This is a genomic window from Paracoccus sp. (in: a-proteobacteria), from assembly GCF_030538755.1.
GTDB lineage: Bacteria > Pseudomonadota > Alphaproteobacteria > Rhodobacterales > Rhodobacteraceae > Paracoccus.
Map to the genome: position 1 here is coordinate 1 of NZ_JAUNTJ010000015.1, position 13,970 is coordinate 13,970.

Annotated in this window: 18 protein-coding genes and 1 pseudogene; 13 read left to right on the plus strand and 6 right to left on the minus strand. The window is 62.1% G+C overall.

Features of this window, described 5'->3' with window-relative positions; all coding sequences use genetic code 11:
* Both Q4G14_RS10125 and Q4G14_RS10130 read left to right on the plus strand, forming a co-directional pair.
* On the plus strand, positions 1–254 hold a 254-nt coding region (locus tag Q4G14_RS10125), incomplete at its 5' end, for a hypothetical protein (protein ID WP_303361626.1).
* Complete coding sequence (locus Q4G14_RS10130; RefSeq protein ID WP_303361627.1) at positions 251–637, plus strand: hypothetical protein; 387 nt, start codon at positions 251–253, stop codon at positions 635–637. The genes Q4G14_RS10125 and Q4G14_RS10130, both read left to right, overlap by 4 nt.
* A gap of 86 nt (positions 638–723) precedes the next feature.
* Here the strand turns inward: Q4G14_RS10130 and Q4G14_RS10135 are convergent, their stop codons facing one another.
* From Q4G14_RS10135 to Q4G14_RS10155, 5 genes are all read right to left on the minus strand, one after another.
* On the minus strand, positions 724–930 hold the full coding sequence (locus Q4G14_RS10135; RefSeq protein WP_303361628.1) for a CsbD family protein: 207 nt from the start codon (positions 928–930) through the stop codon (positions 724–726).
* A gap of 94 nt (positions 931–1,024) precedes the next feature.
* On the minus strand, positions 1,025–1,975 hold the full coding sequence (locus Q4G14_RS10140) for a D-glycerate dehydrogenase (protein ID WP_303361629.1): 951 nt from the start codon (positions 1,973–1,975) through the stop codon (positions 1,025–1,027).
* Positions 1,975–2,304, minus strand: a complete 330-nt coding sequence (locus tag Q4G14_RS10145) for a tRNA-binding protein (RefSeq protein WP_303361709.1) — start codon at positions 2,302–2,304, stop codon at positions 1,975–1,977. Before Q4G14_RS10145 ends, Q4G14_RS10140 begins: the two co-directional genes overlap by 1 nt.
* Before the next feature lie 17 nt (positions 2,305–2,321).
* The gene (gene proC, locus Q4G14_RS10150; RefSeq protein WP_303361630.1) at positions 2,322–3,158 is read right to left on the minus strand and encodes a pyrroline-5-carboxylate reductase; all 837 of its coding nucleotides are present in this window, start codon (positions 3,156–3,158) and stop codon (positions 2,322–2,324) included.
* 40 nt (positions 3,159–3,198) lie between these two features.
* Complete coding sequence (locus tag Q4G14_RS10155) at positions 3,199–3,702, minus strand: YbjN domain-containing protein (RefSeq protein ID WP_303361631.1); 504 nt, start codon at positions 3,700–3,702, stop codon at positions 3,199–3,201.
* A gap of 208 nt (positions 3,703–3,910) precedes the next feature.
* Between Q4G14_RS10155 and cobD the strand changes: the two genes are divergently transcribed.
* Complete coding sequence (gene cobD / locus Q4G14_RS10160; protein ID WP_303361632.1) at positions 3,911–4,876, plus strand: threonine-phosphate decarboxylase CobD; 966 nt, start codon at positions 3,911–3,913, stop codon at positions 4,874–4,876.
* Positions 4,877–4,978: 102 nt separating this feature from the next.
* On the opposite strand, the pseudogene Q4G14_RS10165 reads toward cobD, so the two are convergent.
* A pseudogene (locus Q4G14_RS10165) lies at positions 4,979–6,099 on the minus strand (IS3 family transposase).
* Between the two features lie 141 nt (positions 6,100–6,240).
* Here Q4G14_RS10165 and Q4G14_RS10170 point away from each other — a divergent pair.
* From Q4G14_RS10170 to Q4G14_RS10215, 10 genes are all read left to right on the plus strand, one after another.
* Positions 6,241–6,936 (plus strand): hypothetical protein, encoded by a 696-nt coding sequence (locus Q4G14_RS10170; RefSeq protein WP_303361633.1) that lies wholly within the window; start codon positions 6,241–6,243, stop codon positions 6,934–6,936.
* A 130-nt stretch (positions 6,937–7,066) separates the two neighbouring features.
* On the plus strand, positions 7,067–7,546 hold the full coding sequence (gene rplO / locus Q4G14_RS10175; protein ID WP_303361634.1) for a 50S ribosomal protein L15: 480 nt from the start codon (positions 7,067–7,069) through the stop codon (positions 7,544–7,546).
* Positions 7,547–7,651: 105 nt separating this feature from the next.
* Positions 7,652–9,025, plus strand: coding sequence for a preprotein translocase subunit SecY (secY, locus tag Q4G14_RS10180; protein WP_303361635.1), 1,374 nt, complete (start codon positions 7,652–7,654; stop codon positions 9,023–9,025).
* A 42-nt stretch (positions 9,026–9,067) separates the two neighbouring features.
* Positions 9,068–9,718: an adenylate kinase gene (locus tag Q4G14_RS10185; protein WP_303361636.1), complete on the plus strand. Its 651-nt coding sequence runs from the start codon at positions 9,068–9,070 to the stop codon at positions 9,716–9,718.
* A 177-nt stretch (positions 9,719–9,895) separates the two neighbouring features.
* On the plus strand, positions 9,896–10,264 hold the full coding sequence (gene rpsM, locus Q4G14_RS10190; RefSeq protein ID WP_303361637.1) for a 30S ribosomal protein S13: 369 nt from the start codon (positions 9,896–9,898) through the stop codon (positions 10,262–10,264).
* A 15-nt stretch (positions 10,265–10,279) separates the two neighbouring features.
* Positions 10,280–10,669: a 30S ribosomal protein S11 gene (rpsK, locus tag Q4G14_RS10195; protein WP_303361638.1), complete on the plus strand. Its 390-nt coding sequence runs from the start codon at positions 10,280–10,282 to the stop codon at positions 10,667–10,669.
* A gap of 120 nt (positions 10,670–10,789) precedes the next feature.
* Complete coding sequence (locus tag Q4G14_RS10200) at positions 10,790–11,806, plus strand: DNA-directed RNA polymerase subunit alpha (RefSeq protein WP_303361639.1); 1,017 nt, start codon at positions 10,790–10,792, stop codon at positions 11,804–11,806.
* A gap of 111 nt (positions 11,807–11,917) precedes the next feature.
* Positions 11,918–12,343 (plus strand): 50S ribosomal protein L17, encoded by a 426-nt coding sequence (rplQ, locus tag Q4G14_RS10205; protein WP_303361640.1) that lies wholly within the window; start codon positions 11,918–11,920, stop codon positions 12,341–12,343.
* A 352-nt stretch (positions 12,344–12,695) separates the two neighbouring features.
* Positions 12,696–13,307: an autoinducer binding domain-containing protein gene (locus Q4G14_RS10210; protein ID WP_303361641.1), complete on the plus strand. Its 612-nt coding sequence runs from the start codon at positions 12,696–12,698 to the stop codon at positions 13,305–13,307.
* 52 nt (positions 13,308–13,359) lie between these two features.
* On the plus strand, positions 13,360–13,950 hold the full coding sequence (locus Q4G14_RS10215) for an acyl-homoserine-lactone synthase (RefSeq protein WP_303361642.1): 591 nt from the start codon (positions 13,360–13,362) through the stop codon (positions 13,948–13,950).
* Positions 13,951–13,970 lie beyond the last annotated feature (20 nt).

A 13,970-nucleotide genomic window follows, 5' to 3' on the forward strand; every position in this document is an offset into this window, starting at 1 on the left:
TGTTCGGAGCCGTGAATCACGCAGGCCGACCAAAATCAACGGGTCCTGAGCCTAGGCGGCAGGCGAACAACGCGAATGCCCAATTGCGCCGCCAAGGTGTCGTTCCAGAGGGCTATGAAATTCATGAGATTGTGCCGGTGAAATACGGTGGTAGTCCAACCGCCCCCGCGAACAAGGTCTATCTGCCTCGAGGCACCCATAGATCGGAAGTAACGTCATGGTGGAATCGTTTGCAAAAGGATCTGGAACGATGAGCCTTTTTGACCTTATTCCGAACAAGCGTCCCGCCGAGCACGGCGACGACGAACCGGAACTATGGCCGGAGCTTGGTCATGACTTTGAACTCAACCAATTTTATAGGCACTTTTCTGGCGCCGAGGGTTGGTTAGGTGAGGGGTATCTGGCTGTCTGGACAAAATCTGAAGTGTTGGAATTCAGAGCGCCTAATTTTGAAGCGTATCCTGAAAAGTACCATTTTTTTGCGTCAGATGGTGGCGGGACCCAGTTTGGCTTTCTCGTGGAGGGCGAGAAAATTTCCTTTATATCCGCCCCTGATATTGGCGATGAGGGTGATGTTCGCGTCCTGGGAGAGTGGGATGATTTCCTCAAGTCACTCCAGCATGGGGACTATATCTGACTAGCAACTGCGCCGCCCCGGTCAAGCCGCCGCGCATGAAAAGGGGCGCCGCAATGGGCGCCCCGTCAGGCCGTGATGCAAGGCGATCAGGCCTTGTCGTGATCCTTGAAGAAGTCATCGACCTCTTTTTCGGCTTCGTTCTTGGTCCAGCCGTATTTTTCCTGCAACTTGCCAGCCAGCTGGTCCTTGTTGCCGGCGATCTTGTCATATTCGTCGTCGGTCAGTTCGCCCCACTTTTCGCGGACGTTGCCCTTGAGCTGCTTCCATTTGCCCTGAATGATATCCCAGTTCATAACTGATCCTTTCGGTTTCAATGGTCGTTCGCGGACACAACACGCGGGGCCGCGCAGGGTTCCTGAAAAGGTTGCAAGGTAACAAAGGTTAAGATCAGTTCACCAGATCGGGCAGAGGGCGTCCCTGAGCCAGAGCGGTCAGATTGTCCAGCGCGCGCATGGCCATGGCGGTGCGCACGTCTTCGGCCGCGGTGCCAAGGTGCGGCAGCAGGGTGACGTTATCCAGCACGGTCAGCGCCTGCGGCACGGCGGGTTCATGTTCGTAAACGTCCAGCCCCGCGCCCGCGATGCGGCCCGATTGCAGCGCGGCGATCAGCGCGGCTTCATCCACCACGTCCCCCCGCGCGATGTTTATCAGAAACCCGTGCGGGCCAAGCGCGTCCAGCTCTGCCGCGCCGATCAGATGCCGTGTCGCCGCACCGCCGGGCACGGCCAGCACCGCAAAGTCGCAGGTGCGCAGCATCTGGTGCAGATCATCCACCTGCCGCGCCGGAACGCCGGGCGCAGAGATCTGGCTGCGGTTAAAGAACAGCACCTGCATGCCAAAGCCGAAATGGCAGCGCGCGGCGATGGCCTTGCCGATGCGCCCCATGCCGATGATGCCCACGGTCTTGCCGGTGACATGAGTCCCCAGCAGTTGCGTCGGTGTCCAGCCGCGCCACTGGCCCGCGCGGACCAGCCGTTCGCCCTCGCCCGCGCGGCGTGCGGCCATCAGCAGCAGGGTCAGCGCGATGTCGGCGGTCGCCTCGGTCACGGCGTCGGGGGTGTTGGTGACAGAGACCCCGGCGGCGCGGGCGGCGGTGATGTCGATGTGGTTGTAACCCACGCCGAAATTCGCCAGCAGCTTGCAACGCGGGCTGCCGCCTGCGAATGCGGCGGCGCTGAACTGATCGCCCAGGGTGGGCAGGATCGCGTCATATTCGGCCAAAGCGCGCGCCGCCGCCGCCGGGTCAAGCGGGCCGCTGTCGGCAAGGTCGGTTTCGAACCGGGCGCGGATCGCATCCATCGCGGCATCGGTCAGGCGGCGGGTGACAAGCACACGCATCAGAACATCCGCCCGCCATCGGGGACCGCCTGATCCGGCCCGATCAGCACCACCTCGCCGCTGGAATCGGGCAGGCCCAGCACCAGCACTTCGGATCGGAACGGCCCGATCTGGCGCGGGGCAAAGTTGGCCACGCACAGCACCTGCTTGCCGATCAGCGAGCCGGGTTCGTAATGCCGGGTGATCTGTGCGCTGGATTTGCGCTCGCCCAAGGGGCCAAGGTCGATCCACAGCTTGATCGCGGGCTTGCGCGCCTCGGGGAAGGGTTCGGTGCGGGTGATGGTGCCCACGCGGATGTCGATGCGGCTGAAATCGTCAAAGCTGGCGATGGGTGTCAGGTTGTCTGTCACTGGCCCGGTTCCTTTCCCAGTTCTTTCCCCCGAGCGGTCGCGGCGGCAATGGTGCGCGCCATCAGTGGCGGCAGGCCGTGGTCGGGGTCCATCAGTTCACGCAGGCCGGCGGCAGTGGTGCCGCCGGGCGAGGTGACGTTTTCGCGCAGGATGGCGGGGTCCGTGCCGCTCTGCATCGCCAGCGCGCCCGCGCCTGCAACGGTGGCGCGGGCCAGATTCAACGCCAGATCGGGGGCAAGGCCCTGCGCGACGCCTGCGGCGGCCATCGTTTCAATCAGGTGGAACACATAGGCGGGGCCGCTGCCCGACAGGCCGGTGACGGCATCCATCTGCGATTCGCTGTCCAGCCGCACCACCTGACCGACCGCGCCCATCAGCATTTCGGCCAGTTGCAGATCGGATTCCGTGGCGCGGGCATTGCCGATAATGGCCGAAATCCCCTGACCGATGGCGGCGGGGGTATTGGGCATGACGCGCACGATCGCGCTATCGTGGAAATGTTTTTCAAATTGTGCGATGGTGGTGCCAGCGGCGACCGACAGAACGGTCGTGCCCCGGATGGCCGCCAGTTCGGGCAGCACATTGCCCATCATCTGCGGCTTGACCGCGATCACCAGAACGGCGGGGTCGGCAGGCAGCGGCGCGTTCAGGCGCAGCCCCTTGCCCTGCCATTCATCCCCGATGTTCGGGTCGATCACCGTGACCGCGCCCGCATCCAGCCCGCCTTGCAGCCAGCCGCGCAGCATCGCGCCGCCCATCCGGCCGCAGCCGGCCAGCACCAGCCCGCGCGCGTTCAGCCGCGCCAGATCATTGGTGGATGTCTCCTGTGGCATCTGTCCCCCTTCCCCTGTCCGGGGCCGGTTCGCCAGCCCCTCAGGCCCGTCCGTAGGCTTCGCCCATGGCGATGTCCAGCGCCGCCAGAGGCTCGGCATTGCCCCATGCGGTCAACTGAAAGCTGGGGTAAAACCGCTCGCAGGCGGTGATGGCGCTGTTGACGATGGTGTCGATCTGTTCCGGCGCGGCCTGCGCATCATGCCCCAGCACCAGACCATAGCGCCAGACCATCAGCTTTTGCCCCGGCCAATAGGTGAAATTGCCGTCCCAGACCTGATCGTTGGCCAGATTCAGCGTTTCATACACGGCAGGCAGGCGCTTGGCCGGAGGGTCCATGTCAAAGGTGCAGATCAGCCGCAGAACGTGATCGCGCGGCGACCATGCCAGCGTCAGCGAATAGGTGCGCCACTGGCCCTGCACCTCGGTCGTGATCTGGTCCTGAGCGATGCGGTCAAAGCTCCAGTCGCGTGCCGAGACGACTGTTTCTGCAACATCAATAGGATGGATTTCATCCTCGCGGATGAAGTGATGGATCTTCGCCATATTTTTTCACTGCCTCATAGCGGGCGGAGTTTTCTCCGTCCCTTTTTTGCGCCGTCACGCCGATGGCCCGCGACACTTGGCACCTATCCTGCGGGTGAAGCCTTCGCGTGTAAAGCAATTTTTCATTAACCTTTTGTGCCAGTCTTTTGTGCCTGTGGACCTGTGCGGCTTTGCCTGTCACAAGGCGGCGGGCAGGCAGGGGAACGGAATGCAGCGCGATCACGGTGGAAATATCGACGCGGCCATGGCGCGGTTTGGCGGGGCGGGTTGGATCGACCTGTCCACGGGGATCAATCGCTGCGCCTATCCGGTCGGCGATCTGCCGCCGCAGGTGTGGCAGGCTCTGCCGGTCGAGGCTGCGCGCCAGCGGCTGATCACGGCGGCGGCGGGGTGGTTTGGCTGCGATCCGGCGCGGGTTCTGCCGGTGGCGGGGGCCTCTGCCGCGATCCAGTTGCTGCCGCGTCAGGGGCAGGCGGGGCGGGCCGCGGTGCTGTGGCCCAGCTATAACGAACATGGCGCCAGCCTGCGCGCGGCGGGCTGGGTGGTGGATCAGGTCGCCGGGCCGGATGCGATGGCCGGTGTCGATCTGGCGGTGATCGTGAATCCGAACAATCCCGACGGGCGCGAATGGTTGCCCGATGCGGTGGCGGATCTGGCCGGCCGGGTCGGGCATCTGGTGGTGGACGAAAGTTTCGCCGATCCGCGCCCTGATCTGTCGGTGGCGGGGCTGGGTTTGTCCAATGTCACGGTGCTGCGCAGTTTCGGCAAGTTCTGGGGGCTGGCCGGGCTGCGTCTGGGTTTCGTTATCACCGCGCCCGACCGGCTGGCGGCTTTGGCCGAGGCAGCAGGGCCTTGGGCGGTGAACGGCCCGGCGCTGGAGATCGGGGCGCGCGCGCTGGCTGACCGGGCCTGGGCGGATGATGCTGTGGTTTATCTGTCCGAGGCGACCTTGCGGCTGGATGCGCTGGCGCTGCGCGCGGGCTGGCAGGTGGTGGGCGGCACGCATCTGTTCCGCCTGTATGAGACGCCCGATGCGGTCGCCGCACAAGAGTGGCTGGCGCGAGCGCAAATCTGGACGCGGGTGTTTCCCTATTCGCCGCGATGGTTGCGGATGGGCATTCCGGGTGGGCGCGACGAATGGGATCGGGTCGTGGCGGCGTTTCGCGGGGCGTGATCCGTATCGCCCCAAGGTGCGTATTTGGGCAAACAGGAAGCCATGGCTGATCGTCCGCAGGGCAGCGCCTGCTGACCTGCAGCCGGTTTCGTGGACAGCAGTTCAAGCCAGCATAGCGCGGTCCTCGAATTCCATGGGGCTGATGTAGCCCGGTTTTGAATGCCGTCTGCGCGGATTGTAGAAGCGCTCATGTCGTCGAACGCGTCCGCGCGGGCTTCGTCGCGGGTCCGATAGACCTTTCGGTCGGTCCGTTCGATTTTCAGCGACGAAAAGAAGCTCTCCATGGCCGAATTGTCCCAGACGTTTCCAGCCCGGCTCATGGGGCAGGTGATGCCGTTGTCTGCCGGCAGGCGCTGGAACTGCTCGCTGGTGTATTGCGATCCCCGGTCCGCGTGATGCAGCAGCGCGTCCGCCTTGCCGCGGCGCCAGACGGCCATCATCGGGGCATCCATGACCAGCGCGGATCCCTCTCGGCCTTCATCGACCAGCCGACCACACGGCGAGAGAACAGGTCCGGCACGACCGCCACATACAGCCAGCCCCGGGCGGTCCAGATGCAGGTGAAGTCGGCCAGCCACTTCTGGTCTGGACGATCCGCTTCGAAATCCCGGTCGAGGATGTTATCGGCGATGACCGGTCGTTCGCCGTAGTCCCCAGGCTTTCCGCGCCGTTTGGGGCGTGCTTTCAATGCGTTCTGGCGCATCAGCCGCTCGATCCGATGGAGGCCGCAGATCAGCCCTTCTTCGAGGACATCGTGCCAGACCCGGCGGGCGCCATAAGTCCGGTCGCTGGCCTTGACGCGCGTATCGATGGCCGCAACGAGCTTCGCATCAAGGATCGCGCGGTCGCTGAGAGGGCGATTGAGCCATGCATGGAAGCCCGGGCGCGAGACCTCTGGAACCTCGCACATCCAGCTGACCGGCCAGATATGCCGGTGCTTTGCGATGAAGGCGAATCTCATGTTGCGGCCTTTTTCAGGATGTCACGCCCTGCCTTGAGCCTGGCGACCTCTTTCTTCAGGGCTGCGATCTCTGCCAACCCGGCACGCTGCTGGCCATTGCCGGGAAATGCCGTCACGGGCGCCGTCGAGGTCTCCCGCATCCATCGCCGCAGCACGCTCTCGGCAAGATCCAGATCACGGGCTGCCTGCGCCCCCGCTCTGTCACCAGCTTCACAGCCTCAAACTTGAACTCCTTCGTGAACTTCCGTCTCCCATCTCCGATCTCCAGTTCCCTGGGCACGATCTTATCTTCGTGGCCACAAAACCGGCTGCAGATCATTGGCCGAAATAATTCAGCAGTGCCGTTAACCTGTATTTAACGTTTTGCGCCGAAGCTCATCGCAGAGCTGTAAATGTGACTGTCTTGACCCGGATCTTTCTTATCATTGCCTGTCTTTTTCTGCCCGCTCAGGTGCTGGCGGGGGCGTGGCCGCGTGAACCCGGCGGGGTGTTTCTGTCGCTGTCGGCGGAACGTGATCGCGACAACAACCATCATACCGGGCTTTACGCCGAATATGGGCTGAGCGCGCGGCGCACCTTGGGGGTGGAACTGGGGCACACGCGCGGCGAACAGACGGTGCTGGTCTGGATGCAGCACGCCTTTGGCGACGATTCGGCGCGCCATCGCTGGTCGGTCATGGCGGGCAGCGGGGTGATCCGGCGCGGCGAACACTGGTTGCCGCATGGGCAGTTGGGCGCGTCCTGGGGGCGCGGCTTTCAGGGCATCGCACAGGGCGGCTGGTTGTCGGCCGATTCGCGGCTGGGGATAACGGGCAAGCTGCGCGAGGAATGGGACATTGCCGCAAATGGCGGGCCGTATCTGACGCCCGAAACAATGGCAAAGCTGAACCTGACCGCTGGCCTGCGGCTTGATACTTCGTGGATGGTTATCAACCAGTTACGGCTGGAACATCGCGACGATTCGGGCTTTTCGTCCAGGCTGGCGGTTTCGGTCGTTCGCGATCTGGCTGGCCCGGCCAAGCTGGAGCTGGGGGCAATCCAGCCGCTGTCGGGGCAGGGCGAACGGGCGATCAAGCTGGGAACATGGCTTGAATTTTAACGGCTGGCTTGACCGCGCAGCATGGTTTCGTTAGGAACCGCCGGTGGCCCGAATGGCCGCATTTCACAAACAAGAAACGCCGTGTCCGCCCATATCGCTTCGGGGGCGTGTCCGGCAAAGGAGAAGCGATATGAAACTGCATGAAATCCGCGACAACGAAGGCGCGAACCGCAAGAAAAAGCGCGTGGCGCGTGGTCCCGGTTCCGGCAAGGGTAAAACCGCCGGTCGTGGTATCAAGGGGCAGACTTCGCGTTCGGGTGTTGCGCTGAACGGCTACGAAGGCGGTCAGATGCCGCTGTATCGCCGCCTGCCCAAGCGCGGCTTTACCAAACCGAACGCCAAGAAATTCGCGATCGTGAATCTGGGTCAGCTTCAGACCTTCATCGATTCGGGCAAGCTGGATGCCAAGGCCGACGTGACCGAAGATGCGCTGGTTGCTTCGGGCGTTGTGCGCCGCAAGCTGGACGGCGTGCGCCTGCTGGCCAAGGGCGAGCTGAAAGCCGCGCTGAACCTGACCGTTGCCGGTGCGTCCAAAGCGGCGGTCGAGGCGGTGGAAAAGGCCGGCGGCAAAGTGACCGTCACCACCCCCGCCGTGGAAGCCGCGGAATAATCGGTTGAACCAGCGTCGCGCAGCCAATAGATAGCTGCCAAGGTTTTCCCTATGCGCCGCGGGGTCGGGAACGATCCGGCGGCGCTGTCATGACAAGAGGCATAAATGGCGTCAGCCGCAGAACAGATGGCCGCGAACCTCTCTTGGAGTGCGCTCGGCAAGGCCACGGAACTTCGCCAGCGGATCTGGTTCACGATCGGGCTGCTCATCATCTATCGTCTGGGCACCTATATCCCCGTTCCGGGGATCGACGGTGCCGCGCTGCGCAACTTCATGGAGCAGGCGCAGACCGGCATTGGCGGCATCCTGTCGATGTTCACCGGCGGCGCGCTGTCGCGGATGGGCGTGTTCGCGCTGGGGATCATGCCGTATATCTCGGCCTCGATCATCGTGCAGCTGCTGGCCTCGATGGTTCCTTCGCTGGAACAGCTCAAGAAAGAGGGTGAGGCCGGGCGCAAAAAGATCAACCAATACACCCGTTATGGCACCGTCGCGCTGGCGCTGTTTCAGGCTTACGGTCTGGCCCGCAGCCTTGAGGCAGGCAATCTGGCCCATGATCCGGGCCTGTTCTTTCAGGCCAGCGTGGTGATTACGCTGGTCGGCGGCACCATGTTCCTGATGTGGCTGGGTGAACAGATCACCGCGCGTGGCATCGGCAACGGCATCTCGCTGATTATCTTTGTCGGCATTATCGCGGAAATTCCGGCGGCGCTGGCGAATTTCTTTGCTCAGGGCAAGTCGGGCGTGCTCTCGACGCCGGTTATTCTGGGCGTGCTCGTAATGGTTGTGGCCGTGATTGCCTTTGTGGTGTTCATGGAGCGGGCGCTGCGCAAGATTCATATCCAGTATCCGCGCCGTCAGGTCGGCATGAAAATGTATGACGGCCAGTCGTCGCATCTGCCGGTCAAGGTGAACCCGGCGGGCGTCATCCCCGCGATCTTTGCCAGCTCGCTGCTGCTGCTGCCGGTGACGATTTCGACCTTTTCGGGTCATCAGGCCGATGGCGTGATGGGGTGGATTCTGGCCTATTTCGGGCCGGGTCAGCCGCTGTATCTGCTGTTCTTCGCGGCGATGATCGTGTTCTTCAGCTATTTCTATACGCAGAACGTCAGCTTCAAATCCGATGATGTGGCCGACAACCTGAAAAATCAGGGCGGCTTTATTCCCGGCATTCGTCCGGGCAAGCGGACCGAAGAATATCTGGATTACGTTGTTAACCGCATTCTGGTGATCGGCTCGGGCTATCTGGCGGCGGTCTGTCTGCTGCCCGAGGTGCTGCGCAGCCAGTGGGCGGTGCCGTTCTACTTCGGCGGCACCTCGGTGCTGATCGTGGTGTCGGTGACGATGGACACGATCAATCAGGTGCAAAGCCACTTGCTTGCGCATCAGTATGAGGGTCTGATCGAGAAGTCGCAGCTTCGCGGCAAACGGGGCGCGGGGGCTACTGGCAAGCCGCGGCGGGCACCTGCACGGCGATAAATACAGCCTGACGGCTTTGGCAATATGAGGGGGACAGACGCCATGACCGTAAATATCATTCTGCTGGGACCACCCGGCGCGGGGAAGGGGACGCAGGCGCGCAAGCTGGTCGAGGAACGCGGCATGGTGCAGCTGTCCACCGGCGATATGCTGCGCGAGGCCCGCACTTCGGGCACCGAGATGGGCAAGCGCGTGGCCGACGTCATGGATCGGGGCGAGTTGGTGACGGATGAAATCGTCATCGGCCTGATCCGCGAAAAGCTGGCTGGTGGCGGGCAGGGGTTCATCTTTGATGGCTTCCCGCGCACGCTGCCGCAGGCCGATGCGCTTGGCGTGCTGCTGGATGAGGTCGGGCAGAAACTGGATGCCGTGATCGAAATGCAGGTGGATGATGCCGCGCTGGTGCGGCGGATCACCGGGCGCTTTACCTGCGGCAACTGTGGCGAGGTTTACCACGATGAAACCAAGCCGCCCGCCAAGGAAGGCACCTGCGATGCCTGTGGGTCAACGGACCTGCGCCGTCGCGCCGATGATAACGAGGACAGCCTGAAAACCCGGCTGCTGGAATATTACAAGAAAACCTCGCCTCTGATCGGCTATTATTATGCCAAGGGCGATCTGCACACCGTCGATGGCCTGGCCGAAATTGGCGAGGTCAGCCGCCAGATGGCCCTGGTGCTGGACGGGCTGTGATGAAACGCTGCGCCGGGGTTGATCTTTCCGGCGCAGGCGCTTATCCGGCTACATCTCGCAAGAGAATCACCCGAATCACGGGTGGCCCATAAACCGGCCCGAAGGCTTGGCTTTCGGGCTTTCCGTTGTGAAAAAAGGTTCCGGTGCAACGGAACCGCAACAAGAGAAGGATAGCGCGTGGCTCGTATTGCTGGCGTAAACATTCCGACGGGGAAACGTGTCCCCATCGCCCTGACCTATATCCACGGCATTGGTTCGCATTTTGCGGGCCAGATCTGCGAAGCTGTTGGCATCGACGCCACCCGCCGCGTGAACGAACTGTCGGATGCCGAAGTTCTGCAAATCCGTGAATACATCGACGCCAATCTGACGGTGGAAGGCGATCTGCGCCGCGAAACCCAGATGAACATCAAACGGATGATGGACTTGGGCTCGTATCGCGGCCTGCGTCACCGCCGCGGTCTGCCGGTGCGCGGTCAGCGGACCCACACCAACGCCCGCACCCGCAAAGGTCCGGCGAAACCCATCGCCGGCAAGAAGAAGTAAGGGAGGGAACCAGATATGGCACGCGATACCCGTCGCACGAAGCGCAAGGTTTCCAAGAACATCGCCGCTGGCGTGGCGCATGTGAATTCCAGCTTCAACAACACCAAGGTTCTGATCTCGGACGTTCAGGGCAACGCGATTTCCTGGTCGTCGGCTGGCACCATGGGCTTTAAAGGCTCGCGTAAATCGACGCCGTATGCCGCGCAGATGGCCGCCGAAGATGCTGGCCGCAAGGCGCAGGAACATGGCGTCCGCACGCTGGAAGTCGAAGTGCAAGGCCCCGGCTCGGGCCGTGAATCGGCACTGCGCGCGCTGGCCGCTGTTGGTTTCAACATTACGGCGATCCGTGACGTGACCCCGATTGCGCATAACGGCTGCCGTCCGCCCAAGCGCCGCCGGGTCTGACCCGCATGTATCACGATCCGACCTGCGCGGTGCCGCCGTGCGGGTCGGGTTTTCGTCATTTATCCCCTCGGGCGTTTCCGGTCTTGGTCATGGAACGGAAACAGGAATGGAGGCAGACGCATGATCCACAAAAATTGGGCCGAACTTATCAAGCCGAACCAGCTTGACGTGAAGCCGGGCGCTGATGCGACCCGCACCGCGACCGTGGTTGCGGAACCGCTGGAGCGGGGTTTTGGCCTGACGCTGGGCAACGCACTGCGCCGCGTGCTGATGTCGTCGCTGCAAGGCGCGGCCATCACCAGCGTGCAGATCGACAATGTGCTGCACGAGTTTTCCTCGGTCGCCGGCGTGCGCGAGGATGTGACCGACATCGTTCTGAACCTGAAGGGCGTCACGCTCAAGATGGACGTGGACGGCGTGAAACGCCTGTCGCTGTCCGCCAAGGGGCCGGGCGTCGTCAAGGCGGGCGACATTTCCGAAACCGCCGGGATCACCATCCTGAACCGCGATCACGTGATCTGCCACCTGGACGACGGGGCAGAGGTGAACATGGAACTGACCGTGAGCAACGGCAAGGGCTATGTCGCCGCTGACAAGAACCGCCCCGAGGATGCGCCCATCGGTCTGATCCCGATCGACGCAATCTTTTCGCCGGTCAAGCGCGTCAGCTATGAAGTCACCCCGACCCGCGAAGGTCAGGTTCTGGACTATGACAAGCTGACGATGAAGGTTGAAACCGATGGCTCGCTGACGCCGGAAGATGCGGTGGCCTATGCCGCGCGCATCATTCAGGATCAGCTGTCGGTCTTCGTCAACTTTGACGAGCCGGAATCGGCCAGCCGTGCCGATGCCGATGACGGTCTGGAATTCGATCCGCGCCTGCTGAAAAAGGTGGACGAGCTGGAACTGTCGGTCCGTTCGGCCAACTGCCTGAAGAACGACAACATCGTCTACATCGGCGACCTGATCCAGAAAACCGAAGCCGAGATGCTGCGCACCCCGAACTTTGGCCGCAAATCCTTGAACGAAATCAAGGAAGTGCTGTCTGGCATGGGCCTGCATCTGGGTATGGATGTGGTCGATTGGCCGCCGGAAAACATTGAAGATCTGGCCAAGCGTTTCGACGACCAGTTCTGATCTTTCGCGGCGGGGTTCCGGCCCCGCCGCAACCGGGCATCCCGCCCCAAGGAGAGCGGCCCGCACGCATGGGCTGCCGGACAAAGCAAAAGACGTTAATAGGAGATTACCATGCGTCACGCCCGCGGCTATCGCCGACTGAACCGCACCCACGAACACCGCAAGGCGCTGTTCGCCAATATGGCCGGCTCGCTGATCGAGCATGAGCAGATCAAGACGACTCTGCCCAAGGCCAAAGAACTGCGCCCCATCGTTGAAAAGCTGATTACGCTGGCGAAACGCGGCGATCTGCACGCACGCCGTCAGGCCGCTGCCCAACTGAAACAGGATGGCCATGTCGCCAAGCTGTTCGACGAACTGGGCGGCCGCTATAAAGAGCGTCAGGGCGGTTATGTCCGCATTCTGAAAGCCGGTTTCCGTTACGGCGACATGGCGCCGATGGCGATCATCGAACTGGTTGACCGCGACCCGGCCGCCAAAGGTGCTGCCGACCGTGCCCGCACCGAGGCGGAAGACGTGGTGGACGGCGACAACTGATCCTGTCGCCAGTTGATTCGCAAAGCCCGCCCGGCCAACCGGGTGGGCTTTTTGCTGCCGGTTAAAACGAGGTTAACACTATGCGGTTGTGGCAGAGGTGATGCCGTCATGCCTTGGCGGGTTTTTACCCACTTTGTGCGCCGTGCAGGCTGTTCCGGCTAAGCCCCGATGATTGCGTGGTTTCATTTTCGACTTGGGCAAAAAGCTGAAATCCGGTGGCGCAAACCCGCCGAGATTCTGGTATTTGCACGTTAAGCATCTGTTCTGAACCGATGTTTGTGCTGGCAAGGGCAGGTTGTGATGTCTATCTTTGCAGTTGAACGAAGCGGTCTCTATTTGACGAAAAGAAGCAATGTCCCAACGCGCTGACATCACGGCCGGTCTGCAAAAACTGGGCCGTCTTTCGCCCAAAGGCTTTTATATCGGCCTGCATATCCGCTTTGCAGCGCCGCTGATTCAGCAAACCACCTATCCCGAGGAGTGGTCGGATTTCTATTCCGCCAACGCCTATGCGCTGCGCGATCCGACGATTGCCTGGGGTTTTTCCACGACCGGCGCCTGCCGCTGGTCGGCGTTGCCAATTCCTGACCCGTTCAGCATTCTCAAGGATGCGGCGGATCATGGGCTGGCCTTTGGGCTGACCACCTCTTACGGCCCGATCACCTCGCGGACCATCGCCAGCTTTGCCCGCAGCGACCGCGAATTTTCGGATGACGAAATTGCCGAGATTTCGGCGACGATACGTCGGCTCCACGAAATATCGGAGCCGCCGGCGAGCCTGACCAAGGCTCAGAAAGACGCCCTCAGGTGTATTGCCGACGGGGATCGACACGCAGCAGCAGCAGCCAAACTTGGCATTACTGAAAGCGCCTTCAAAGCCAGGCTGATTTCGGTTCGGGAACGCCTGATGGCCCGAACCACAGCAGAGGCGCTTCAGCGGGCCAGGGATTATCGCCTGTTGTAATCAGTGTCGGCCTCGCCGCTTTCGCCTTGGGTTCCAACCCCAGGAGTGACCGATGCAAACCACAACCCTTTCTTTTTCCAACTTACACAACCATGGAGAGCTTTTCGCGAACCTGTTTCGCGCGCGCAAACAAAGCTTTATCGTGCAAAAGAACTGGGACTTGCCCGAGGCCGAGGGCATGGAGTTCGATCAGTATGACACGCCGCAAAGTCGCTGGATCGCCGTCCACGACATGAATCAGGTTCTGGGCGGCTTTCGCCTGACGCCCACGACCGCACGCTGCGGGGTCTATTCCTATATGATCCGCGATGCGCAAAAGGGCATTCTGGGCGGGTCGATTCCGCAGGATCTGCTGTTCGATGCGGCCCCGGTCGAACCCAACACATGGGAATGCACCCGCGTGTTCGTGAACCACGCCGTGCCGCAGTCGATGCGCCGCAAGGTGCATTTCCGCATGGTCGAGGCGATGACCCAATGCGCCCGCGAGTTGGGGGCCACGCGCCTGATCGCGCTGACCGCCGGCAATTGGGAGCGTTGGTATGGCCGCTGCGGGCTGGAAGCCGAGGCGATCGGTCGCAAGCTGTGGATCGACGACGGCGAATTTCAGTGCGTGTCGATCAACCTGACGCCCAAGATGCACTGAACCGCCATCCGAGCATTCGC

What these genes read in the sequence shown, in the direction of transcription:
- Q4G14_RS10130 (WP_303361627.1), top strand. Translation starts at nt 251, where the DNA reads ATGAGCCTTTTTGACCTTATTCCGAACAAGCGTCCCGCCGAGCACGGC.
- rplO (WP_303361634.1), top strand. Translation starts at nt 7,067, where the DNA reads ATGAAACTGCATGAAATCCGCGACAACGAAGGCGCGAACCGCAAGAAA.
- rplQ (WP_303361640.1), top strand. Translation starts at nt 11,918, where the DNA reads ATGCGTCACGCCCGCGGCTATCGCCGACTGAACCGCACCCACGAACAC.
- secY (WP_303361635.1), top strand. Translation starts at nt 7,652, where the DNA reads ATGGCGTCAGCCGCAGAACAGATGGCCGCGAACCTCTCTTGGAGTGCG.
- Q4G14_RS10155 (WP_303361631.1), bottom strand. Translation starts at nt 3,702, where the DNA reads ATGGCGAAGATCCATCACTTCATCCGCGAGGATGAAATCCATCCTATT.
- Q4G14_RS10140 (WP_303361629.1), bottom strand. Translation starts at nt 1,975, where the DNA reads ATGCGTGTGCTTGTCACCCGCCGCCTGACCGATGCCGCGATGGATGCG.
- proC (WP_303361630.1), bottom strand. Translation starts at nt 3,158, where the DNA reads ATGCCACAGGAGACATCCACCAATGATCTGGCGCGGCTGAACGCGCGC.
- rpsK (WP_303361638.1), top strand. Translation starts at nt 10,280, where the DNA reads ATGGCACGCGATACCCGTCGCACGAAGCGCAAGGTTTCCAAGAACATC.
- Q4G14_RS10185 (WP_303361636.1), top strand. Translation starts at nt 9,068, where the DNA reads ATGACCGTAAATATCATTCTGCTGGGACCACCCGGCGCGGGGAAGGGG.
- Q4G14_RS10135 (WP_303361628.1), bottom strand. Translation starts at nt 930, where the DNA reads ATGAACTGGGATATCATTCAGGGCAAATGGAAGCAGCTCAAGGGCAAC.
- Q4G14_RS10210 (WP_303361641.1), top strand. Translation starts at nt 12,696, where the DNA reads ATGTCCCAACGCGCTGACATCACGGCCGGTCTGCAAAAACTGGGCCGT.
- Q4G14_RS10215 (WP_303361642.1), top strand. Translation starts at nt 13,360, where the DNA reads ATGCAAACCACAACCCTTTCTTTTTCCAACTTACACAACCATGGAGAG.
- Q4G14_RS10200 (WP_303361639.1), top strand. Translation starts at nt 10,790, where the DNA reads ATGATCCACAAAAATTGGGCCGAACTTATCAAGCCGAACCAGCTTGAC.
- cobD (WP_303361632.1), top strand. Translation starts at nt 3,911, where the DNA reads ATGCAGCGCGATCACGGTGGAAATATCGACGCGGCCATGGCGCGGTTT.